27 protein-coding genes and 1 pseudogene are annotated in these 22,079 nt (G+C 62.8%); 11 read left to right on the top strand and 17 right to left on the bottom strand.

What is annotated here, in order from left to right; genetic code table 11:
• Positions 1-127: 127 nt before the first annotated feature.
• Both IVA98_RS06945 and IVA98_RS06940 read right to left on the bottom strand, forming a co-directional pair.
• Positions 128-364 carry a transcriptional regulator gene (locus IVA98_RS06945; protein WP_247302033.1) on the bottom strand — a complete coding sequence of 79 codons (237 nt, stop codon included), beginning with the start codon at positions 362-364 and terminating at the stop codon, positions 128-130.
• A gap of 97 nt (positions 365-461) precedes the next feature.
• Positions 462-671, bottom strand: coding sequence for a cold-shock protein (locus tag IVA98_RS06940; protein WP_247280515.1), 210 nt, complete (start codon positions 669-671; stop codon positions 462-464).
• A gap of 439 nt (positions 672-1,110) precedes the next feature.
• Between IVA98_RS06940 and rpsU the strand changes: the two genes are divergently transcribed.
• Positions 1,111-1,386 carry a 30S ribosomal protein S21 gene (gene rpsU, locus IVA98_RS06935; protein ID WP_247280516.1) on the top strand — a complete coding sequence of 92 codons (276 nt, stop codon included), beginning with the start codon at positions 1,111-1,113 and terminating at the stop codon, positions 1,384-1,386.
• Positions 1,387-1,496: 110 nt separating this feature from the next.
• On the opposite strand, the gene IVA98_RS06930 is transcribed toward rpsU, so the two are convergent.
• Genes IVA98_RS06930 through IVA98_RS06920 form a run of 3 tightly spaced genes read right to left on the bottom strand, consistent with a single transcriptional unit; the run spans position 1,497 to position 2,389 of the window.
• Entirely contained in the window at positions 1,497-1,775 is a 279-nt protein-coding gene (locus IVA98_RS06930) for a DUF1488 family protein (protein ID WP_247302023.1), read from the bottom strand.
• Between the two features lie 58 nt (positions 1,776-1,833).
• Positions 1,834-2,130: a hypothetical protein gene (locus IVA98_RS06925; RefSeq protein WP_247302020.1), complete on the bottom strand. Its 297-nt coding sequence runs from the start codon at positions 2,128-2,130 to the stop codon at positions 1,834-1,836.
• Positions 2,123-2,389: a hypothetical protein gene (locus IVA98_RS06920; protein ID WP_247354571.1), complete on the bottom strand. Its 267-nt coding sequence runs from the start codon at positions 2,387-2,389 to the stop codon at positions 2,123-2,125. Before IVA98_RS06920 ends, IVA98_RS06925 begins: the two co-directional genes overlap by 8 nt.
• A gap of 351 nt (positions 2,390-2,740) precedes the next feature.
• Here IVA98_RS06920 and IVA98_RS06915 point away from each other — a divergent pair, with 351 nt between their 5' ends.
• The 3 genes from IVA98_RS06915 to IVA98_RS06905 all read left to right on the top strand — a co-directional run bounded on the left by IVA98_RS06915 (position 2,741) and on the right by IVA98_RS06905 (position 4,051).
• The gene (locus tag IVA98_RS06915) at positions 2,741-3,085 is read left to right on the top strand and encodes a hypothetical protein (RefSeq protein WP_247337181.1); all 345 of its coding nucleotides are present in this window, start codon (positions 2,741-2,743) and stop codon (positions 3,083-3,085) included.
• Between the two features lie 322 nt (positions 3,086-3,407).
• Positions 3,408-3,575: a hypothetical protein gene (locus IVA98_RS06910; protein ID WP_247302016.1), complete on the top strand. Its 168-nt coding sequence runs from the start codon at positions 3,408-3,410 to the stop codon at positions 3,573-3,575.
• A gap of 62 nt (positions 3,576-3,637) precedes the next feature.
• On the top strand, positions 3,638-4,051 hold the full coding sequence (locus IVA98_RS06905; RefSeq protein WP_247302014.1) for a hypothetical protein: 414 nt from the start codon (positions 3,638-3,640) through the stop codon (positions 4,049-4,051).
• A 173-nt stretch (positions 4,052-4,224) separates the two neighbouring features.
• Here the strand turns inward: IVA98_RS06905 and IVA98_RS06900 are convergent, their stop codons facing one another.
• The gene (locus IVA98_RS06900; RefSeq protein WP_247354570.1) at positions 4,225-4,800 is read right to left on the bottom strand and encodes a YybH family protein; all 576 of its coding nucleotides are present in this window, start codon (positions 4,798-4,800) and stop codon (positions 4,225-4,227) included.
• An 83-nt stretch (positions 4,801-4,883) separates the two neighbouring features.
• On the opposite strand from IVA98_RS06900, the gene IVA98_RS06895 reads away from it, so the two are divergent.
• The 4 genes from IVA98_RS06895 to IVA98_RS06880 all read left to right on the top strand — a co-directional run bounded on the left by IVA98_RS06895 (position 4,884) and on the right by IVA98_RS06880 (position 9,475).
• A complete protein-coding gene (locus IVA98_RS06895) occupies positions 4,884-5,837 on the top strand; it encodes a LysR family transcriptional regulator (RefSeq protein WP_247354569.1) in 954 nt (317 codons plus the stop codon).
• A gap of 170 nt (positions 5,838-6,007) precedes the next feature.
• A complete protein-coding gene (locus IVA98_RS06890) occupies positions 6,008-7,468 on the top strand; it encodes a GH1 family beta-glucosidase (RefSeq protein WP_247337169.1) in 1,461 nt (486 codons plus the stop codon).
• 188 nt (positions 7,469-7,656) lie between these two features.
• Positions 7,657-8,889, top strand: coding sequence for an acetyl-CoA C-acetyltransferase (locus IVA98_RS06885; protein WP_247354568.1), 1,233 nt, complete (start codon positions 7,657-7,659; stop codon positions 8,887-8,889).
• A gap of 283 nt (positions 8,890-9,172) precedes the next feature.
• Entirely contained in the window at positions 9,173-9,475 is a 303-nt protein-coding gene (locus IVA98_RS06880; RefSeq protein WP_084805933.1) for an HU family DNA-binding protein, read from the top strand.
• A gap of 71 nt (positions 9,476-9,546) precedes the next feature.
• On the opposite strand, the gene IVA98_RS06875 is transcribed toward IVA98_RS06880, so the two are convergent.
• From IVA98_RS06875 to IVA98_RS37480, 8 genes and pseudogenes are all read right to left on the bottom strand, one after another.
• Complete coding sequence (locus tag IVA98_RS06875; protein WP_247302000.1) at positions 9,547-9,702, bottom strand: hypothetical protein; 156 nt, start codon at positions 9,700-9,702, stop codon at positions 9,547-9,549.
• A gap of 5 nt (positions 9,703-9,707) precedes the next feature.
• Complete coding sequence (lon, locus tag IVA98_RS06870) at positions 9,708-12,089, bottom strand: endopeptidase La (RefSeq protein ID WP_247354567.1); 2,382 nt, start codon at positions 12,087-12,089, stop codon at positions 9,708-9,710.
• 8 nt (positions 12,090-12,097) lie between these two features.
• Positions 12,098-12,481 (bottom strand): Hsp20/alpha crystallin family protein, encoded by a 384-nt coding sequence (locus tag IVA98_RS06865; RefSeq protein WP_247337160.1) that lies wholly within the window; start codon positions 12,479-12,481, stop codon positions 12,098-12,100.
• Between the two features lie 151 nt (positions 12,482-12,632).
• Positions 12,633-13,199: a YciE/YciF ferroxidase family protein gene (locus IVA98_RS06860; protein ID WP_247354566.1), complete on the bottom strand. Its 567-nt coding sequence runs from the start codon at positions 13,197-13,199 to the stop codon at positions 12,633-12,635.
• A gap of 114 nt (positions 13,200-13,313) precedes the next feature.
• Positions 13,314-13,520 (bottom strand): LapA family protein, encoded by a 207-nt coding sequence (locus IVA98_RS06855; RefSeq protein WP_247354565.1) that lies wholly within the window; start codon positions 13,518-13,520, stop codon positions 13,314-13,316.
• 86 nt (positions 13,521-13,606) lie between these two features.
• A complete protein-coding gene (locus tag IVA98_RS06850) occupies positions 13,607-14,794 on the bottom strand; it encodes a carboxylate-amine ligase (RefSeq protein WP_247354564.1) in 1,188 nt (395 codons plus the stop codon).
• A 3-nt stretch (positions 14,795-14,797) separates the two neighbouring features.
• The gene (locus IVA98_RS06845; RefSeq protein WP_247354563.1) at positions 14,798-15,616 is read right to left on the bottom strand and encodes a gamma-glutamyl-gamma-aminobutyrate hydrolase family protein; all 819 of its coding nucleotides are present in this window, start codon (positions 15,614-15,616) and stop codon (positions 14,798-14,800) included.
• A gap of 6 nt (positions 15,617-15,622) precedes the next feature.
• Positions 15,623-15,745 (bottom strand): annotated as a pseudogene (locus IVA98_RS37480) (DUF3606 domain-containing protein); the annotation flags it as partial.
• Positions 15,746-16,321: 576 nt separating this feature from the next.
• On the opposite strand from IVA98_RS37480, the gene IVA98_RS06835 reads away from it, so the two are divergent.
• A complete protein-coding gene (locus IVA98_RS06835; RefSeq protein WP_247354562.1) occupies positions 16,322-16,975 on the top strand; it encodes an L-fuculose-phosphate aldolase in 654 nt (217 codons plus the stop codon).
• Between the two features lie 11 nt (positions 16,976-16,986).
• Positions 16,987-18,774 (top strand): chloride channel protein, encoded by a 1,788-nt coding sequence (locus tag IVA98_RS06830; protein ID WP_247354561.1) that lies wholly within the window; start codon positions 16,987-16,989, stop codon positions 18,772-18,774.
• Position 18,775: 1 nt separating this feature from the next.
• Here the strand turns inward: IVA98_RS06830 and IVA98_RS06825 are convergent, their stop codons facing one another.
• On the bottom strand, positions 18,776-19,033 hold the full coding sequence (locus IVA98_RS06825) for a DUF2798 domain-containing protein (protein WP_247280534.1): 258 nt from the start codon (positions 19,031-19,033) through the stop codon (positions 18,776-18,778).
• 291 nt (positions 19,034-19,324) lie between these two features.
• On the opposite strand from IVA98_RS06825, the gene IVA98_RS06820 reads away from it, so the two are divergent.
• A complete protein-coding gene (locus tag IVA98_RS06820; RefSeq protein ID WP_247354560.1) occupies positions 19,325-19,720 on the top strand; it encodes a hypothetical protein in 396 nt (131 codons plus the stop codon).
• 349 nt (positions 19,721-20,069) lie between these two features.
• Here the strand turns inward: IVA98_RS06820 and IVA98_RS06815 are convergent, their stop codons facing one another.
• Positions 20,070-20,330: a hypothetical protein gene (locus IVA98_RS06815; RefSeq protein ID WP_247354559.1), complete on the bottom strand. Its 261-nt coding sequence runs from the start codon at positions 20,328-20,330 to the stop codon at positions 20,070-20,072.
• A 228-nt stretch (positions 20,331-20,558) separates the two neighbouring features.
• Positions 20,559-21,077, bottom strand: a complete 519-nt coding sequence (locus IVA98_RS06810) for a hypothetical protein (RefSeq protein ID WP_247354558.1) — start codon at positions 21,075-21,077, stop codon at positions 20,559-20,561.
• Positions 21,078-22,079 lie beyond the last annotated feature (1,002 nt).

Below are 22,079 nucleotides of genomic sequence, written 5' to 3'. Positions count from 1 at the left end.
GCCGGCACATCTGCCGATTTGCGCCGGAAGCGAGAAGGAAAGTGATGATTCTGGCGTGATTCTAGGCCACGACCTGCACTTCCGGCATGTGATCGTCTTTAAGTTTCGGCGATGGCGTTGAAGGCGACTATCGCGCCGGCTTCCTCGAACGCTTCTTGGGTGCCGGCAAAGCTATTCGAACAGCTTCATCGGCCGCTTCCTTGGCCTCGCGCACCTCGCGGAGCCGCGCCATGTTCTTGCGAATTTCGATAGCCTGTCTTTCGGCGTCCGCCAATGCGCGCGCTCCCTCTTCGGCGGCCAGCTGCTTACGATTTAGGCGCGCGATGCCTTCGGGTGACAGGTCTGCCGATTTCTTGGCGCTCATTGCTCACCCGGCCTGGCAAACGACAAAACCCGCTCAATCCGAAGATCGAGCGGGCAGGGGGGCCGTTTCAGTACATCCGTGAAACGGCGCCACGATATCAAGCCAGCGAGAGGTTCTCAGCGCTGACTTTGCCTCGCATCTTGTCGGTCTTGACCTCGAAATTGACCTTTTGGCCTTCTCCGAGGCCCGCCAGACCGGCGCGCTCGACGGCGCTGATGTGAACGAACACATCGTTGCTACCATCGTTCGGCTGAATGAAACCGAAGCCCTTTTGGCCGTTGAACCACTTCACAGTACCTGTCGTCATTTTCTTCTCCAAAGCGCGCGAACGCGTTCCGCGCGACAATCACGCGGTTATCTTCAACTTCGTCGATGTCTTTGGAAAAGGAGCCCGCGGGCGCATTCAACAAGGCACAGCGGCTAATCGAACAAGGTCAATATACATCACATTCCCGATTTCGCAAGGACGCAAGCCAATTTGTATCTGCGAGGCTCCCCGGGTGTTCCGATCGCAGCACTTCGGGTGTGTCTGCCGGCCTGCAAGCAAGACGTTAGCGATTGACAGCACAGCACGACAGTGGTCACGTTGGTGTCACCAAGATGCATCGCTGTGACAAGCAGATCGGCTCGTCCGAAGCCGCGACGAATGTCGCCGCCGCTATCCTCAAAAATCGCAATGAAGCTCCTGCGCAATTGGCTGCCCTGCAGGACGTGTCGCATTCGCAGCCCCCAGCGAGGATGATCAATTGCACGTACTTGTCAGAGACAACAACGTTGACCAGGCGCTCCGCGTTCTCAAGAAGAAGATGCAACGCGAGGGCGTCTTCCGGGAAATGAAACAGCGGCGTTCCTACGAAAAGCCGTCGGAGCGAAAGACCCGCGAGAAATCCGAAGCCATCCGCCGGGCCCGCAAGCTCGCTCGCAAGCAGGCGATCAGGGAGGGCTTGCTGCCCGCGCCGCCCAAGAAGAAGCCGTTCGAGCGCAAGGCGCCACTGCCGGAGATCAAGGCGCGCGCGGAGTAGAAAGAATCCTCGTTCCGGAGATTCCGCAGCAACGGCATGTCCGGTCTCATAACATAATGGCGGCGTCACCTGTGACGTCGCAAGAAGGCCGGTCGCGGTGCTGTCGTTGCTTATGACCTGAAATCGATGCCTCGCAGCACAATGCCTGGCGGCGTGCCCTCGAACTCCGTCGCACGATATTTGCTCGCCGCGCATGCTTCGATGCGATCCCGCAATCGGCTGAACTGGGCCTCCCGCTGCTCGGGTTTGACTTGCGGGCCGCGCTCGAGGTCGTCCATCGCAGAAGTCGAGATCGCGCAAGGAATCTCCCGGGCACCGTCATGCATCGAGAACCGGACGATCATTCGGTCGTATTCGTGGCTGATAAAGCGGCCGCTGGTCAATGTCATGGCTTGCTCCGTTACCTGATTGCGGCATGTCGAGAATGCGGGGCGGCCGTCGTTCGCCTCAGACCTCGCCCGACAGCCGGGCGAAATCGTCGAACAGTGCTGCCACTAGCGCGCGATGGCGCGTATCCTCGGAAGGCAGACTTGCAGCATAGAGGTTGAGCAGATGGCGCGCCTTCACTGCCGCCTCTGGCCAGGACGCGGCTGGCACCGTCATCATGCGGTTTTCGAGATCGGCTTCACGCTCGCGCAGCTCGCGGAGATGCGCCTCGACGTCAGCCAACGCACGGCGCAGGTCGGTTGCCTTCTGCGCGGCCATGCCGCGATGCTTATCGAGATCGACCGGCCGGTCAGTCATTGGTGATGCTCGCGTCCGCGGCTTGTGCGTTCGCAAGATCGATCGAGCCGATCGACAGCATCTCCGTGGCGCCGCAAGCGCCTTCGGCGGGCACCGTGATCATCGTGGCAATGCGGCGATAGGCCGAGAAGGTCAGGCCCTCGATCGTCTCCTCGTCTGTGACGACCTCATCGGCGCCGGCCGGTAAGGTGCGCTCGATGCCGCGGATGCGGAACGGATGCTTGAACTTGACGGTTTCTCGCCGCGAGCGGATGGTCATGCACGCCTGCCTTTCGCAAGTGAAGCCCCAACCGATGCTGGCTGTCGCGACCATGCGCCCTTCGCATGGCAATAGCCAGCACTATCGTGACCAGCCGGCAAATGAAGATGTCGCGGCGGAGCCGTCGCCCGCGTGGCATTTAACGCTCGCTATTGGCTCGGCGCGGGCGTAGCCTCGCCACCATCACCGCACATCTCAACGGCTTCGACCGGTGATGAGGGTCACGTGTGCTCCCGCCGAAGGCCTCGCAGGAGCATTCGATGTCGCGCGTTCGCATCTCGGAATGGATCGTGCCGCCGGTGATCGTTCCGTTGTTTTTGCTGCTTCTCGTATGCGGAGCCGCCGTCCTCAATGGCTAGGACAACCCGCGTGCCATATCTGGTCAGCGGAACCAACGAATACGGCAGCTCCAATCTCGGCCGCGGCAGTGCAACGGTCGCGCTGCGGCTCGCGCGAAAACTGCTGCGCGAAGGCTACATGGACGTCAGGGTCTGCACTCCGCGTGGACGGGTGCTGCAGTCGAACGAACTCGACGAACTCAAACCACCAAAGGAGAGCGACATGGCGAAGGGCCAGCAACGCGGCAATCGCGAAGCCAAGAAGCCGAAGAAGGAAAAGGCCAAGGTGATCGCTGCGGCGCCGAACCGCAAGGAAGCCGCTTGGCAGCCGGATTTCGGGACGGTGAAAAAGAAGTAGCGAGGAACGAGGCCGAACGGACGGGCAAGCGCTCGAGGCGCCGCCCGAATTGACTCTCCTAGTTAACTCGCAACTTCTGATGTCGCCTGTTCGTCCATAGCGGACGGCGCGTCGGCGTTCCATTTCTGCTCTTCCCAAGTGACATCGCTTGATTGGAAATCGAGAGCGGCCGCCGGTTTCGGCCGGACGGCACAAGATCGCCACCCTGAATTCATCGCCGCCGTATTGATGTTTAACCAAGCAGAAACCATCGCGAATGATCCGAAAATTTTAACGAAACCCCCCGGCCGGTTCTGCGTCGTTTCGTCGGAGGGCCCGTCCAATGACAGAGCACCAGTTGCGAGAGCAGGAATTCCAGATCGCGCGTTATCGGCGCCTGGAGCGGGAAGTGACAGATCCGCTCGCCGCATGTCTGCTTCACAGCATCATCGAGGAGCTCGAGGCCGAGCTGCGGAGGGACCAACCGGATTTGCACGGGCCGCGCGATTAACCCTTTCTTAGCACTAATGCTGCGGACTATCCCCTCGGGAATACCAGGGGGAAATGGCTCCCATGCTGAAGGACGGCACCTACGCGGCTTGGTACAAGACGCCGCTCGACCAGGGCACCGGCATCGTCCATGTCGCAGACGGACAAATCTGGGGCCGCGACAGCCTGATGACGTATCATGGCTCCTGTCACGTCGATGGCGATCGCTTCACCGCTACGGTATCGACCAAGCGCCATACCGACGGCCGCGTAACGGTCTTCGGCAACGACGATGAGCTCACGCTGCACATCGAGGGAAGCTGCCCCGGCAAGATCGCGAGCTACACGGCGACGGCCGTACAAGTCCCGGGAATGATCCTCCAGGGCACGCTCATCCTGACCGAACAGCAGCCACCGGCACCTGAACGAGAACGAGCCGGGCAGATGCCGGAGTTCAATCCCGACAAGCTGCCGAAGTTGCCGAAGCGCTCGCGCTGAGCGCATGCGCCATCGCGACGAAACCGCTCGTCGAAGCCTTGCCACCTAACGCCCTGCAAACTTCAGGAATGGCGACGCAGAATCCCCCGCGCTCACCAACCAGGGGGAGACGTTTCGCGCTGAATGCGGCGACGTCCTGAGTCAGTTGGCTGCTCCAGCGAGGCGAGGCAAAATCATTTTTCCTCCCTCCAACCCCGGGCGAGTATCGCCGCTTGTTGCAACGTGATGCTTCGGACCAGCGGATCCGCATGACGATGCACGAGTTGCCAATCCGTGCCATCCTTGCGGTAGACTTCAGTCACGCGCAGCGACCAGTCTTGAGCCGCCAACCCGCCCACCTCGGCCCGCTGGTGTTCGACCATGACGAGAACGACGAGCTCGTTCGACGCATAGGTTTGCAAAACCTCGAGTTCGGTTTCGCCTTCCCTGAAGTATCGCGATAGGTCAGCCAAGCGCTTGGGGCCGGCGTCGAATCCGCGACTTGCAGGACCGCCGAAGGGCTGCATCAGCGTGAAATCCGGCGCAATGCGGACAAGCTGGAACCAGCGATCCATGTCGCCACGCATGAAGGCGGCATTCTTCTCGCGGGCGCGTTCGATGAGGCTGGCTATCGCGTCGTTCCCGGCGGCGGCATCGGCCGAAAGCTGAACGGACAGAGGAAGTGCAGCCGTAGCGGTCATCATCGAGCGCCGCGACATCATCTCCGGCGAGCCTGGCGATTTGTTCACCCCGGGCGGTCTCTCGGTCATTTCACGACTCCTGATCGAACGACGAGCGAGCCCAATCCATGCGGCCTTGATCTTGATGAATCCAGCGATATGATTTCAGCAATATGCTGAACAAAATTGATCTATCCAGGATTGATCTGAATCTGCTCGTGCTCTTCCGCGTCGTTCTGGAAGAACGTCATGTCGCGCGGGCAGCCGCTCGGCTGAGCCTGACGCCGTCGGCTGTCAGCCATGCGCTTGGCCGGCTTCGACTTCTGCTGAACGATCCGCTGTTCCTGCGGACACCGAAGGGCGTCGTTCCAACGGCGCGGGCATTGGAGCTTGGGGAGCCGGTGGCCGAGATCATCGCGCGCGTCGAACAGCTGATCCGGTCGGCTGCGCCGTTCGACCCTGTGAAAAGCAGCCGTCGGTTCACGATTGGCGCCCCCGACGCCGTACTGGTCTCCACAACCGTTCCGCTCTTGCGTTCGATCGCGACTGCGGCACCTCACATTGACATCGGGCTGATCCATCTGATGCCCGCGCCGCGCGGCGGCGCGATCGGAGAGCCCTGGCATCAAAGTCTCGACATGCTCGAAACACGCGAGCTCGATATCGCAATGCTGCCGCTGCCGGCGGTATCACCGCGTTTCGAGGCGCGCAGGCTCTATGACGAGGAGTTCGTGCTGGCCATGCGCAGGGGACATCCTTTGGAAAGAGCTTCACCCCGTGTTGCATTTTCGCAATCACAGCACCTGCTGGTGTCTCTCAGCGGTGAACCGCGTGGTTTCGTCGACGAGATGTTGGCCAAGCGTGGCCTCGAACGCCGCATCGCCCTGACGGTCCCGAATTTCATGATGGCGCTTGTCCAGCTTTCTGGGTCTGATCTGATCGCAGCGTTGCCGCGCCGACTGATGGAGCACCACGCCGGCCGCTTCGGCTTGGTATTTGTCGAGCTGCCTTTCGCGCGCAAACCGGATACGATCCGGGCCATCGCAACCAAGGCAGCGATGAGGGACGCGGGCATCGCCTGGCTGATGCAGGTTGTAGTCGGTTCAGTCGGAACAGCCCGGAGCTAAGAAACGCCGGCCCTGAACACGAGAGGTGTTCATCCGACGCAGGAAAATGGACGGCATCGTGCTGCTGCGCCCTCTACGCTTGCCGGATCTGGGTCCTCCCACATGCGCTTCTCAAACGGCCCGGAACTGTTCATTGTGCCGGGCCGAAACGAAGAAGCGGAGCAGCATCAATGTCGGACAAGGTCTCGCGTCGCCAGTTTGCCAAGCTGGCGGGATTGTCCGCAGCCGGAGTTGCGAGTCCCCTTGAAGCTCTCGAGGTCAAGCCGGCATCGCCGCCGCGCGGAAACGGCTTCCCCGCAGGCTTCCTCTGGGGCACGGCGACGTCGTCCTATCAGGTCGAGGGTGCGGTCAACGAGGATGGGCGAGGGGCCTCGATCTGGGACAAGTTTGTCCGCATCCCCGGCAAGATTGAGGACGGCACCAATGGCGACCGCGCCAACGAGCATTATCAACGCTACAAGGAGGATGTCGCGCTGATCAAGGAGCTCGGCTGCAAGGCCTATCGTTTCTCGGTGGCCTGGCCGCGGGTGTTTCCGGACGGCGACGGCAAGCCCAATCCGAAGGGGCTCGACTTCTACAACCGCCTGATCGACGAGCTCCTCAAGAACGGCATCGAGCCGTGGCTGACACTCTATCATTGGGACCTGCCGCAATCGCTCCAGGACCGTTTTGGCGGCTGGCGCTCGACCGAGACCTGCAAGATCTTCGGCGACTATGCGGCCTATGTCGCCAAGCATCTGACCGACCGGGTCAAGAACGTGTTCACGCTGAACGAGAGCGGCCGCTTCGTCTATTTTGGCTACGGCATCGGCATCGACGCGCCGGGCTTGACGCTGCCGCAGGCCGAGGTCAACCAGATCAGGCACAACAGCGCGCTCGCGCACGGGCTCGCCGTGCAGGCCGTGCGCGCCCATGGCCGCCGCGGCACCCGCGTAGGGCCGGCCGAGAACATCGACGCCTGCGCGCCCGCGATCGACACGCCGGAGAACGTCCGCGCCGCGGGAATCGCTCTGCGCGAGATGAATGCCGGCTATCTCAACGTCATCATGACGGGCAAATATACCGACGCCTTCCTGAAATTCGCCGGGCCCAACGCGCCGAAATACACCGATGCGGAGCTGAAGATCATCTCCTCGCCGGTCGATTTCCTTGGCCTCAACATCTACGCCCCGCAGAACTATGTGGTGGCTTCCGACCAGGGTGCCGGCTTCATGCCGCTGCCGATGCCGAAATCGTTCCCGCACATGAACTCGGACTGGCTGCGCGTCGGTCCCGAGACGATCTACTGGGTCCCGAAGCTGGCTGCGAAGATCTGGAAGACCGACGCAATCTATATCAGCGAGAACGGCACCTCCAGCGATGACGTCGTCACGGCGGACGGCAAGATCTACGACACCGATCGCATCATGTATCTGCGCAACTATCTCGCCCAGCTCCAGCGCGCCACCACTGAGGGTGTGCCGGTGCGCGGCTACTTCCTCTGGAGCCTGATGGACAACTTCGAATGGGTGTACGGGTTGAACAAGCGCTTCGGCCTCTATCACGTCAATTTCGACACCCAGGTCCGCACCCCAAAGCTCAGCGCCAGCTTCTACCGCAACGTGATCGCGAACAACGCGGCGGGTGTGTGAGCGCCTTGTTCCCGTGTAGGTCCATGACGTCGCTGCGGCTTTCGCGCCATCGCTCAGATCGCATGCCCCTAGCCCGATTTTACGCGTAGCGGAAAATCCGGGTGAGGGGTGCACACGCCACGCATTGACTCACCTGGCCCCCTAATTCACAACGCCTCTCAACATCCATAAACAAGAGGACAACGCCAATGGTTGACGCGCTCATCATAGATGCCTGCCGCACCCCGCGGGGCATCGGCAAGGCCGGCAAGGGAGCACTCTCGGGCATTCATCCGCAGCAACTGGGTGCAACCGTGCTGCGCGCGCTTGCCGAGCGCACCGGCATCGATACCGCCGATGTCGACGACATCGTCTGGGGCTGCAGCGCGCAGGTCGCGACGCAAGGCGGTGATCTCGGGCGGATGTCGGCGCTGGATGCCGGCTATGACGTGCGCGCGAGCGCGGTGACGCTCGACCGCTTCTGCGGCTCCGGCATCACCAGCGTCAACATGGCCGCCAGCTCGATCATGGCGGGCGCCGAAGACCTCGTCATCGCCGGCGGCTGCGAGATGATGTCGATGGAGGGGCGGCGCGGCTCTGGTCCGATGATGATGGACAGCGGCAATCTTCGCCTGCGGGCGCGGCACCCGCAGTCGCATCAGGGCGTCTGCGCCGATGCCATCGCGACGCTGGAGGGTATCACGCGGCAGGACGTCGACGCGCTCGGGCTGGAGAGCCAGAAACGGGCAGCGCATGCGATCGCGAACGGCCACTTCAAGAAGAGCCTCGTGCCCGTCCAGCGCGAGGACGGCAGCCTTGCGCTCGACCATGAAGAATATCCGCGCCCGCAGACCACGATGGAGGGGCTGAGCAGCCTGAAACCGGCGTTCTCCGCCGTCGCCGACTATGCGCTCGACGATAAGGGCACGACCTATCGCGGCTTGATCCTGCAAAAGTATCCCGAGCTCGAAATCGACTTCGTGCACCACGCCGGCAACTCGTCCGGCGTTGTCGACGGCGCCGCCGCAATCCTGCTGGCCTCGCCGGCCTACGCCAAGGCACATGGCCTCAAACCGCGCGCCCGCGTCGTGGCGATGGCCAACATGGGGGACTCGCCGACCCTGATGCTGAACGCGCCGGTCCCGGCGACGCGCAAGGTGCTGGCGAAGGCGGGGCTGACCGTCGATGACATTGACCTGTTCGAGATCAACGAGGCCTTTGCGGTGGTTGCGGAAAAATACATCCGCGATCTCAGGCTCGATCGCGCCAAGGTCAACGTCAATGGCGGCTCGATCGCGCTCGGCCATCCCATCGGCGCGACCGGCTCGATCCTGATCGGCACCGTACTCGACGAGCTCGAACGGCGCGACCTTAAGCGCGGTCTCGTGACCATGTGCGCCGCCGGCGGCATGGCGCCGGCGGTCATCATCGAGCGCATCTAGCCCTTATATTTCAGGGTGAATCGCGACCGGCCTCCGGCAAAGAGGCCGGTCGTCGCTTGTCGAAAGCATCGAATCAGCTTTAGCAAGGTGGCTTGCGGGCCTTTGAAACAAGGCAAAAACCGCTGCCTGAGGCTCCTTTCGCTCCGGAAGCAGCTAAAATGCAGGGTTTTTTGCCACAGAGGGCCAAAAAAGCCCGTAAAAACCGCGACAAAACTGTGCAGAAGGCTATAGGCCTTCGCCGGTTGGTCTAATATGCAACCGGCAACGAATCAGAGGAGACACGATGCCAACCCAAATGTCGAAATCGCAGCTGATCGAAAAGATTGCGACCGCCACCGAGCTTTCCAAGCGTGACGTCAAGAGCGTTATGGAGACGCTGACCGACGTCGGTCACAAGGAGCTCAAGAAGAACGGCCTGTTCCTGGTGCCGGGCTTCGCCAAGTTCGTGGTCATCAAGAAGCCCGCGACCAAGGCGCGCAAGGGTACCAACCCGTTCACGGGTGAAGAGATGATGTTCAAGGCCAAGCCGGCCCGGAAGATCGTCCGCGCCCGCCCGGTCAAGGCTGCCAAGGACGCCGTGGCCTGACAACGCAAAGGCCCCCTCAGTCCGAGGGGGCCTTTTATTTGGGGCTGCCGCGAGGGCTTGAGACGGAGGGCTCAACCCTTGCGGCGCTTCACCCGGACCGGGACCGGCTCGAGCCGCGGTCCTGGCGCCGCAAGCGCATCGCGCACCCGGTCGATGGCGCGATCGAGCAGCTGGCGCAGCCGCTGCGTTGTCCGCGATCGCTTCGCTCTTTCCAGCAATCCGCTCATCACCGTTACTCCGCAGCTTCGACCTTGGCGTCAGCCGGCTCGAGCGCCGCGGCGATGGCTTCGTCCACGCGCTCCAGCCAGATGAATTCGAGGTTGTCCCGCGCGCTCTTCGGGATCTCGTCGTAGTCCCGTTTGTTGCGCGCTGGCAGCATCACCCGCTTCAATCCGGCAGCGGCGGCCGCCACCACCTTCTCCTTGATGCCGCCGACAGGCAGCACCAGGCCGCGCAGCGAGATCTCGCCGGTCATCGCGGTGTCGCTGCGCACCGTGCGATTGGTGAGCAGGGACGTCAGTGCCGTGAACATCGCAACGCCCGCGCTCGGTCCGTCCTTCGGGGTCGCGCCCGCGGGAACGTGAACGTGGATGTCGCTCTTCTCGAACAGCTGCGGATCGATGCCGAGCTGGGTGGCTTTGCTCTTCACCAGCGTCAGCGCAGCCTGCACGCTCTCGCGCATGACGTCGCCGAGCTGACCGGTCAGGATCAGCCCGCCCTTGCCCGGCACGCGCGTCGCCTCGATGAACAGGATGTCGCCGCCGACCGGCGTCCACGCAAGGCCGGTGGCAACGCCCGGAACGCTGGTGCGCAGCGCGATCTCGCCTTCGAAGCGCGGCTGGCCGAGCACGATGGCGATGTCTTTCGGGCCCACCACGATCTTTGCAGCGGTGCCCTCGGCGACCTGCACCGCGGCATGCCGGAACACCTTGCCGATCTCGCGCTCGAGGTTACGCACGCCGGCCTCGCGGGTGTAGCCCTTGACGATCAGCTTCAGCGCCTCCGGCTCGATCTCGGCCTGTTCGGCCGAGAGGCCGTTGGCCTCCAGCTGGCGCCGCACCAGGTAGCGCCGCGCGATCTCCAGCTTCTCGTCCTCGGTGTAGCCGGCGAGGCTGATCAACTCCATGCGGTCCAGGAGCGGACCCGGGATCTGATCCAGCATGTTGGCGGTCGCGATGAACACCACGCGCGACAGGTCGAAGGGCACGCCCAGGTAATTGTCCCGGAACGTCCCGTTCTGCTCGGGGTCGAGCACCTCCAGCATGGCGGCGGAAGGGTCGCCCTGCACACCGCGACCCATCTTGTCGATCTCGTCGAGCATCATCACGCAGTTGCGGGCGCCCGCCTTCTTGATGCCCTGGATGATGTTGCCGGGCAGCGCGCCGATATAGGTGCGCCGGTGGCCGCGGATCTCCGCCTCGTCATGCACGCCGCCTAAGCTGACGCGCACGAAGGGGCGATCCATCGCGCGTGCGATGGATTGGCCGAGCGAGGTCTTGCCGACTCCAGGCGGGCCGACGAAGCACAGGATCGGCGCCTTGCCCTGCGGGGCGAGCTTGCGCACCGCCAGATATTCGATGATCCGGCTCTTGATCTTCTCCAGGCCGAAATGATCGGCATCGAGGATGCGGCGGGCCTCCTTGATGTCGATCGGCTTCTCCGGGGGCAGGGCCCAGGGCAGCTCGATCAGCCAGTCAAGATAGGTGCGGACCATGCCGGCTTCGCCGGCGGCCTCCGGCATGCGCTCATAGCGACGCAGCTCCTTCTTGGCGTGCGCGTCCGCCTCGGGCGGCATGTTGGCCTTGGCGATGGCAGCCGTCAGCTCGGCGACCTCAGCCTGCTTGCCGTCGCCTTCGCCGAGCTGGCGCTGGATGGTCGCCATCTGCTCGCGCAGGATCGCCTCGCGCTGCCGCTCGTCGAAGCTGGCCCGGGTCTTCTGGCCGATCTCGTTGCTGATGCGCAGCACCTCCAGCCGCTCGGCGAGGTGCTTCGACACCTTCTCGACCCGCAAGGCGAGGTCGATGGTCTCCAGCACCTCCTGCTTGTCCTGCGGCTTGATGTCCATGAACGAGGTCGCGAGGTCCGCCAGCGCGCCGGGCGCGCTGGTGCCCTGGAACATCGCGGCCAGCTCGGGCGGCGCCTGCGGCAGCAGCTCGATCGCCTCGATGGCCTGGCGCTGCAGGTTCAGCGCGCGCGCCTCGATCTCGGGTGAGGTCGTGGTCGGCTCCGGGATCTGCTGGATGCGAGCAGCCAGGAAAGGTGTGCCCGGCAAGAAGTCGAGGATGCGGGCGCGCTGCACGCCCTGGCAGACGATGTGGTGGCTGCCGTCGGGCGCGGTGATGTAGCGCACGATATTGGCGATGGTCGCAACCCGGTAGAGGTCGTCCGGTCCGGGCTCGTCGATCTCGGGGCTGCGTTGCAGGACGATGCCGACCGGCCGCTGCTCGCGCAGCGCCTGCTGCGCGGCGGCGATGGACTTTGCGCGGCCGATCGAAATCGGCGCGATGGCGCCGGGAAACAGCACCATCTCGCGCACGGGGATGACGATCAGTGCGTCCTCGGGGATCTTCACGTCGGGACCGTTTTGCTGGGTATTCATCTGTTCGGGGGCCATGATCGATCTCAGGATTTGGCGAGGCGCAGCGCGACGCAGCCGTCCATCACGAAGCGGCTGATGGCGTAGCGGCCAAGGGGAAGCGCGATGCGCCGCTCGAAGCGGCCCTGCGGCAGCTCGAGCCGGTGGATGCGGGCGTTACGAAGCTCCGGGGGAAGGGTGCGCTGGCCGGAGATCACGAGCACGCCCTCATGGATCACCGTCTCGACATTGCTCGGATTGACGCCGGGAAGCGCGACCAGGATCAGGAGCTCATGCTCGGTTTCGAGCACGTCGATCGGCGGCTCCCAGCAGGCTTCCTGGCGGCCGAACTGCTGGCGCAGCCGTTCGGCGCGGGTCAACGAGTCCAGGGCTTCGGACAGCATCCAGTCGAGGGGATTTTTGGGTTGCATGATGCGGACTCGGCGATGGGAAAGGCTGCATATGGGGCTGGTTCCCGAGAATTCCAGCCCGCCGGCGCGGACGTGCCATGCGGAGCGTGCGATCCAGAAAAGGCAAACGCCGCGGCTCGCACCGCGGCGTCCTTATCGGCCACGCACGGCGTCAGGCCGCTGCGCGGTACTCCTCTTCCGCTTCGAGGTTGATCACGGAGGTGGCGAGCTCGGTCAGCGCATGGTCGGTCGCCTCTTCCTCGTCCAAGGTCTCCTGAAGCAGCCTTGCCGCATCCTGCATGCCGAGCTCCTCGGCCCAGGTTCGCAGCGTGCCGTAGCGGGAGATTTCGTAATGTTCGACCGCCTGTGCCGAGGCGAGCAGACCCGCATCGAGGGCGGGGGCGTTCTTGAACTCCTTCATGATCTCGGCGCCCTCGTCCGCGATGCCGTTGATGGCCTCGCACGGCTTACCGCGCGCCGGCTTGCCCAGCATCTTGAAGACCTGGTCGAGACGTTTGACCTGGCCCTGGGTCTCGCGCAGATGCTTGTTGAACGCCGCCGCAAGCTCCTTCGAGTTTGCGGCCTTTGCCATTTTTGGCAGCGTCTTGATGATCTTGTTCTCGGCGAAATAGATGTCCTTCAGCGTCTCCAGGAACAGGTCGCTGAGCATCTTCGGCGCCTGACGCGGTCGCCGCGCCGCGGTCTTCTTGGTTGTGCGTTTCTTCGCTCGTTTAGCCATACGTCCTCCTCTTGAGGTGACACGGGAAGGCGTCGCCTTCCTCAATCCTCAGGCGATCAAAACCGTTTGGAGAACGAAAGTTCCAAACTGGCAACCGGGGTTCGTGGCGATCGCTCAGGTCGGGCGCTTATAGGGGTCTTCCTGGCGCTGTCGCTCTTCCGTCGCGCGATCGAGCCGCGCACGCTCGCTGCGGCGCAGGCGGCCGGCCTTCATCACTCCGTAAACGAGGATGCCGCCGAGCACGAACGCGCCGATGAACCAGAGCCAAAGCATCTGGGCCGAGGCGTGACCCAGCAGCATGCTAACTCCGCTGTCGCTCATAGTTGGTCTCCACCGATGTCCATTGCGGTCATGCTGAGCTAAGTCGGCTGCCGAAACCTCGTTCCATGCGGCCGCGCCCGGGGGTGTCAGACGAGATACGCCAGAGGCGGCCGCACCGGCGTGCCCTTCGGCTCACTGCCGCGCGCCGTGAAGTCACCGGCCTCAGTCGAAGTCCGCAGCCATTTCGTCACGTCGGCAATGGCCTCCCGCGGTGAGCGGCCGAATTTCCGCAAACTACGGAAATATTCGAGCTGAAGATGCGCCGAAGTGCCGCGCTTCGGGATCGTCTTCAAATGCTGGATATCGCCTTCGATGCCGAGATGCGCGATGTCGGGTGCCAGCATGGCAATCACCGCGTCGAGCCAGCTCCTGAATGAGATCGGCTCAAAGGACGCCAGATCGATATACGTGCCGTCGGTTCCATAGCGCTGGGCTCGCCAGCGGTTTTCCTCGATCAGTGCGCGGTGCACGGGCGAATAGGTGGCATTGAGATCGGGATGGTGCACGACACGCCGGACCAGCGCGCGAAACAGGGCTGCGATTGCTACCGAATCTGCAATTGCCGTGCAACAGTCGGTGATGCGCAGCTCCAGGGTTGGATGCTGGAGCGACGGCCGTAGCGCCCACCAGACATAGGTGGCATTGGGGACGATGCCCGCGTCGACCAATGTCTTCACATAGATCTCGTATTCGGCGAGGTTGCGAAACATCTCGGGGAAACCGGTCCGGGGCAGGGCGTCGTTTGCGGCATTGCGGTAGCCCAGCAGTCCCGTTGGATAGCCGCACCAGAACGGCGACGAGGTCGAGAGCGCCAGCAGCAGCGGCAGGAACGGCACCAGGCGGTGCATGATCTCGACGCGCTGGTCCGGCTCAGGCACCTCGACGTGAACGTGCAGGCCGCTGATAGGATTGCCGTGGCCGACCATTCCGAGATCGTTGATGACCTTGCTGTAGCGGCGCTTGCGCGTCATGCGCTGCTGCTGCGGTTGAGCCAGTGGATGCGTTCCCGCGGCAATGATGCCGACCCCGTGGTCCTTGCCAACCTCGGCGAGAACCGAGCGGTAGCGCGTGAGCTCGGCGATCGCATCGGTCGAAGACGCCAGCGGCGGCGTCGCCACCTCGATCTGCGATTGCAGGATTTCGGTGGTCAGCCGTTCGCCGAGGCGCTTCTGGGCCGCCGCCATATAGGGCTTGGGCAGCTCGGATCTAGGCGCCGCTGATTGCCGATTGACCAGAAAATACTCTTCCTCGATGCCGAAGCGGTAACGGTGCATGGCCTACGCTGCCCCTTGCGGCTTGGCATGCTTGCGAACCGCGTCTCCAAACGCCGAGAGGATGCGGGCCGAGGCATGATCCGTGCTGGCCCAATAGTCCGGATGAAAGAGGGTGCCGAGCGCAAACGCGCTCGCGCCCTTGACGCTGACGGCCTCGATCGAGCCGTCCTCGGCCACTGCTTCCGCGACGAGGCGCGGGGCCAGATCGGCGATCAAGAAACTATGCAGCGAATTTACCGTAATGGCGTCTGCGCTACAGATCTGCTGCAGGACGCCACCCTTGCGCAGCGTCACCCTCTGCCGCAATCGATAGCGGGCATCCTCATTATCCGCCTCGGGCGTGCCATGACGCTGGCCCTCGGGCACATCGTCCGGCTCCTTCGCCAGCGTGCCGCCGAGCGCAACGTTCAGCTCCTGCATTCCGCGGCAGATGAAAAGAGCGGGGATGCCCCGCGCCAATGCACGCGGGATCAGGCGAAGCGCAATCTCGTCGCGGAATTCATCGAACGGACCGTCGCGCGCCTCGTCGGCCATTTGCCCATACCGGGAGGGATGGACGTTGGTCTGCCCGCCGCCGATGAAAATGCCGTCGAGGCCGTCGAGGTAAGCATCGATGTCTGCTTCGGGCGCTGCCGGCAGGATTCGGGGCACCGCGCCCGCGACGAGCCCGACGGCGTTGACGCAGATCAAGGCGACCGAGGCGAGTTGCTCGCCGCGTGCGACCATGGAATCGGAGAGAATACCGACCTGCGGCGCGCCGCTGCGGGCTTGCCACTGGCCAAGCGATGCGCTGTGCCTCCATTGCTGAAGACCATAGGCCACCGCATCCGCAGCGCTACCGAATTGATGAATGGCAGCCTTGAGCTCGCTGACGTTTGTCCCTAATCGAAGCGCCCAGTGACTACAGGCAACGGGATCGTGCGGGTCAATTGTGGAACGGTGCTCGTGCAATTGTCGCGGCTGCTTCTATTCGTGTGTCGATCCCAAGTGAAACGGCAATGGTGCAGAATGGTTGCTGTGCGATCGAGCTGCCCGATCGTTTTACAAAGCACGCGGGCTAACTTTTGTTATGGCGCGGCACTTGAAGAAGCCGGGCCGGAAGAGACGGCAACGATTGACATCTCCCAGTCCGCCATCTCCCTGTCCGCCTTCGTGATGCTGCGAAGCTCGCGATCATCGTCGTGGTCGTGCTCGCGGTCCCGCTCCTGCTGCTGTGCTTCGCCTCCGCTCACCTGATCGTCCGCACCCTCGAGCGCACCGCAAATGCCGTGCGCTCGCGCATGCTCGGCATGCTCTCGGTCCAATTCGCGACAACGGGATTGCGGCAGTCCAGCCGGCATTCGGCGAGGCTGCGACAATCTGGTAATTCGTTGATTTTGCGATGTATTTCTAGACGTTGCGGCCGTGCCGGCAAGACATGGGCCGGTCCGGGTCGCTTTCTCTTGCGCTGCCTTATTGCTTTGACGTACTCCCGGTCTGCAAACGCCGATCGCGGGCAAACCGCCAAGAAGCCGAGAAGAAATCGAGATGTCGATGACAGCGGACGAGCTCGCCAAGAGACAGGCCATCATCGACGCCTGCCGCCGCATGAATGCGCTCGGCATCAACCAGGGCACCTCGGGTAATATCAGCATCCGGCATGTGGACGGGCTTCTGGTCACCCCGACCAGCGTGCCCTATGACGCTATGACGCCGGACCAGATCGTGTTCATGGCGATGGACGGCTCCCATGCCCCTGGGCAGAAGCCGTCCAGCGAGTGGCGCTTCCATCGCGACATCCTGAAGTCCCGGCCCGAGGTCAACGCCGTTGTGCACGCCCATCCGACCTATTGCACCATCCTGGCGATCATGGGCATGGAGATCCCGCCGGTGCACTACATGATCGCGGCCGCCGGCGGCGACAGCGTCCGCTGCGCGCCCTATGCCACTTTCGGCACCGTGGAGCTGTCCGAACATGCGGTGCGGGCGCTGGAGGGCCGGCTTGCCTGCCTGCTCGACCATCACGGCATGATCGCGATCGGAAAGACGCTGGACAAGGCGATGTGGCTCGCCGTCGAGGTCGAGACACTGGCGCGGCAATATCACGGCTGTCTCCAGATCGGACAACCACCGCTGCTGCCGAGCGCCGAGATCGAACGGGTCCGCCAGCGCATGGCAGGCTACGGCCTGTCGGAAGAATAGGGCGGGCAGAAGTGTTCGTGCGGATCAGACATCTCGTCGATCGCAAGGGGACGAACCGCACCATGGTTCGGCTGCGTGCCCTGCTGCGCAGCAACGAGTTCTATCTGATCCCGCTCGCGCTGGTGATCGGTACACTCGCGGGCGCGATCGTGACGCTGATGGCCGAGATCGCCCAGATCGCGCACGTCGTGATCTACGGCATTCCCGTCGATGTCCGCCTCTCGTCCAATGCGAGCGTCAGTCCCTGGGCGGCGCTGATCGCGCCTGCACTCGGCGGGCTCTCGCTCGGCATCATGGAATGGTCGCGGCGGCGCATGAAGATCTCGAATGCGGTCGACCCGATCGAGGCCAATGCACTGCGCGGCGGCAATCTGTCGATGCGGGATAGCTTGGTGGTGTCGAGCCAGACCCTGATCTCCAACGGCTGCGGCGCCTCGGTCGGCCTCGAAGCCGGCTATACCCAGATCGGCTCCGGCATCGCCTCGCGGCTCGGCAAGTTCTTCAATCTCCGCCGCAACGATCTGCGCCTGATGGTCGGTTGCGGAGCTGCCGCCGCCATCGCGGCGGCGTTCGGCGCGCCGATCACCGGCGCCTTCTACGCCTGCGAGCTGATCGTCGGCGTCTATTCGGTCGGTAGCGCCGCTCCGATCCTGGCGGCCTCGCTCGCCGGCGCCCTGACCGCCCAATGGCTCGGCGGCGCGCCGTACTCGCTGGAGATACCGAAGGTCAGCGCCGTCGGCGTCGAGCAGTACCTTGCCCTGATCGGACTTGCGCTCGTCACCAGCGGCGTCGGCATTGCCGTGATGCGCTCCTCGCCGACGTTCGAGCGCCTGTTCGCCTGGATGCCGGTCTGGCTGCGTCCGGTGATCGGCGGCCTCATCGTCGGCGGCTTCGCGATTGTCACGCCGCAGGTGCTGGCAGCCGGCCACGGCGCCATGGTGCTCGATCTCTTTCATGACATGACGATCGGCCTGATCGCACTGATCATTGCCCTGAAGGTGACAGCCTGCCTGATCTCGCTCGCCTCGGGCTTCCGTGGCGGTCTGTTCTTCGCCTCGCTGTTCGTCGGCAGCCTGATCGGCAAGTTCTTTGCCGCGGTGCTGCTCTTGATCAGCCCGAACTTCGTGATCGATCCGCTGGTCGCGATGCTGACCGGCATGGCGACGCTCGGCGTCGCCATCGTCGGCGGTCCCTTGACGATGTCGTTCCTGGTGCTGGAGATGACCCGCAATGTCGACGTCACCGCCGTGGTGCTGGCCGGCTGCATCGTCACCTCGATCTGCGTCCGCTTCATGTTCGGCCATTCCTTTTCGACCTGGCGCCTGCATCTGCGTGGCGAGACCATTCGCAGCGCCAACGACGTCGGCTGGCTGCGCAACCTCACCGTCGAGCGCTTGATGCGTTCCGACGTCGGCAAGGTGCCGTCGACCACGACGATCGCGGCCGTGCGCCGCGAATTCGCGCTGGGGTCGCGGCCCGGAATCGTCGTCGTCAACAATGCCGACGAATATGTCGGCCTGGTCATGCTGCCCGACCTGTTCTCTAACGACCTCGACACCATCGCCGACGACATCCAGGTGGTCGAGCTGGCGCGCCTGACTGATATCGTGCTGATCCCGGAAATGAACGTGAAGTCGGCGATGGCGGTGTTCGACGAGGCGGAAGCCGAGATGCTGGCGGTGGTTGATTCCACCGACAGCCGCAAGGTGGTCGGCTTCCTCACCGAGACCTTCGCCCGCCGCCGCTATGTCGAGGAAATCGACAAGGCGACGCGCGGGGTTTTGGGGGCGCTGTCGTAGTCTATTGGCCTTGTCGAGGTGGCGAGGCGACGAGGCAGGCTACGATCCGGCGGACCAGTGGCAGCACCACGAGCAGCGTCGGAAACGCGACGAGCCATGACAGCGCCCAGGCGCCGGGCCAGGTTGCCAGGAACGCCGGCGTTGCGCCGAGGCTCCGCAGCGTTGAAATGACCGACACCACCGCGGTCATGAGGACGGATAGCACAAAGGGCATTACGATCGGCGCATAGCGCGCCGGCAGTTTGCGAACCGCAATCATCTGATTTCTTTCGAGGAAAAGGACGCGTCGATCACGTTGAACCCGTAAATGGCATCGATCCCGACGGCGTCGGTTGATGCGTTGGTTCACGTCAAACGCTTACGGCGACCGAAAAACGGCGCGGCCGTTCATTATCCGCTCAGGTTGGATGGTTCAAGCTGGACGTAATTGTTCGGTTTACAATCGTTCAAAGCGTGGCAGATCGCCGCGATCAGGAAACCATTCCAGTGGTTTGCGCGTTACGTGTCGTTTGCTGATGGCTCTTTGGGCGAGAACAGAGGAAGGTCAAAAATGAGCATTAGACCCATGATTCCCACAGCCGGCCTCAGCACGCTCGTCGCCGCGTTCGCAAGTCTCGCCCTGATCGCAGTCTCCGCCTCGCCCTCCGCGGCCGCTTCGGCCGGGACACCGTCCGCCAGGGCAGACGTCGCTGGCCAGGCCGTGTTGAGCGCCACCGATTTCAGCGCCGCTCGCCGTCATCGCTATTACCGCCGCGGCCCGAGCGCAGCGGGCCTCGCCTTCATGGGCGCGGCGGCAGGCCTAATCGGAGGAGCAATCGCCGAGAGCCAGCGCCGCGAATACTATGAGAACCGCTATTATTATGGCCCGGGTCCTTACTACGGCGGCCCGGGTTATTACGGCGGCGGTCCTTATTACGGCCCGCGCTACTATTCCCAGCCATATTAAGCGATCGTTTTCGCCATATGCCGGGGGTGCGATCCGGCACGGCGTCGGTCAAATCTGCGGCAAGCTTCTGGAACGCGCGAAGAAGGGGCGGTGCTTTGCACCGCCCCGTTGTTGTTTCCGGTTTCGGCTCTCCCTGCCGTCTCATGTGTCGCCTGCCTGTCAATCCCCTTGGGCGAAAATATTCCGCTTTACCGAAGCCCGAGTCCCCGACGCGACAAGCACACTGAGCGCGGTTATGTTTGGCTTCGAGAGACGCGGGTCCAACTAGATTGGTCTGCAAACAAAAAGTCGCGCCGGCCGACGCGACTTCTCTCGAATAGCCAAAGACGATCAGGAATGACGCCTTCGACTATTTCTCTTTGATGACAGTTGTGCTGCTGCTACTACCAACTGTCCCTTCCTCGCAGACTTTGGTCTGCTTAATGCGATCTTCGGCTTCCACGCGGCTCTTGAAAGCCAGCGGACCGATCTGTGTTACGACCTCCTTGTCCGCCGGACGTGTCGCGGTGCATTGCTGGTTCGGACCCTGCACGACATAGTACTCATCGGCCAGTGCCGGGGCGGCGCATCCGATGATTAATGCGCCAGCAAGAAGAAGTGGTGCCTTCATTATCGCCTCTCTCTGTTCAAGTGCTGCCGACCGGCGCGATCGAGAAACCATCACACGTGCTATCGCGCACGCGACGGCTCATGCTCTCTTCTGTCGGCCGCTCTGTAACTCATTGCGGTCTGCAAGAGTTCCGAAAGTCGTTGTGGTCGTGCTCGACGTCGAAGACATCCCCGCCTTGAGATGCACTTCAAGGCGGGGTTTCACGGATGATCTGCGGGTGTGAGCTGGTTATTGCTTCGCAGCAGCGGCCAACTCACCGTCGGTGCTGACTTCGAGGCTGAACCGATTAAATCCTGCCGGTTGGGTGGCCCATCTCACGGCCTTTCCTGAGAGCGGCGCAAATATGCCGCTGGCAAATTGATAGAGCGCCTTGCCGGTGCCTTCGCTTCCGACCGGCTTGCCATCCTTCATGACCGCCGCTCCTACACCCTCTGTGACCTGCGTGACCGCAATGCCATTGGGTGCGCGAACCACTCCGATGCCGTTCAAGTACCGGCCTTTGGGACCGTCCCATTCACTTATCGAGATTCCCGTATACGAGGCGCCCGTCAGGAGGCCGTCTACGCCGACACAAGCGTATTGGACGCTGTTGATCCGATGACCATCGTGGTCACCGATCGCGTCTTGGGTTGCCGTTCCGACAATGTTGCATTCATATCGCCCGACCGTCTCTGCTCGCGCTATTTCGCATGCGGCGATCATCACAAGAGTTGTAGCCGCAACCGTAACGATGACGGGTTTTGCCATTGAATTGCTCCTGAGATTGACTGTTTGGCATGATCAATTGAGGGCAGTCGCCCAAAAAGAAACGTCGCTTGGCGGTAAGAGCCTCGCTGCCTGCCGATGGCTCTGTCGCTGCCCTAAAATTCGGATGCTCGGCACATCCCTCGATGGCAGCAAGTAGCGGTCGAACCATACACCACCGGAGCAAGTCTCGAAAAGGCCAGCCTGCATTACGTTCGCGGCCGAGTCCGCGTCCGTGCCGCAGTGCGAGATTATGGACGCTCCCGTCCGGACCCGGGAAGACCAGTGTCTTGCCGTCGCTCCGATCCACAACCGATTGACAATTTTGCCAGCGTCGCTACCCGGCGCTTTGATCCGGTGATGCCGACGCTCACCCGCCGGGCCCCGCCTCACATTTCGCCAAGACGCGAGCCACCCGTAAATTTCCCAAGTGCCCGCACTGCTCACGCTCGTTAGTGGTGCCGGTGGAGGGCCGCACTATGAAACGCCAAAGCAATGGGCCGAGCAGGAGGTCCGACGCTTGATCACACTGGCGCGGCAGGGAGTTGGCACATCGAGGATAGCCGCAGAACTCGGTCGCCACTCGGGATCGGTGAGGCGCATGGCGCGAACGTTGGGACTGCTGTTGAAGAAGTAGTCCCGAGCGTCTTCAGCGCAGCGCGGCTGACCTACAGCCCAAAGCCTCGGCTCCCACCGTGAGTGCCGTTGCGACTTGCGAAAAATGCAGAACTCAGATCGTTTGCAGCAATATCATTCCGACGATGGTCACAAAGAAACCGATTGCCGTCACTGCGGCGAAGCACCGCTCTACGCTATCCATGAACGCAACCCCTGCCAAAAAAGACTAGTTCAGTTCTTTCGTAATATAAGTGCGATTCCAACTGCTGACTTGCTCGTACTCGCGCGACGAGGTCTGAGAGTCCGCTCGGCTTGAAGTTTGAGAGCCCTTCCGGCCAGAACAGAAACTAACCGAGAACGCTCATGCCGCCATACTAGGCGCCGATT

Origin of the sequence: Bradyrhizobium sp. 160 (assembly GCF_023073735.1) — a bacterium.
Taxonomy (GTDB): domain Bacteria; phylum Pseudomonadota; class Alphaproteobacteria; order Rhizobiales; family Xanthobacteraceae; genus Bradyrhizobium.
Note: the sequence above shows the minus strand (reverse complement) of the source record. Positions and strands in the feature narration are given on the sequence as shown.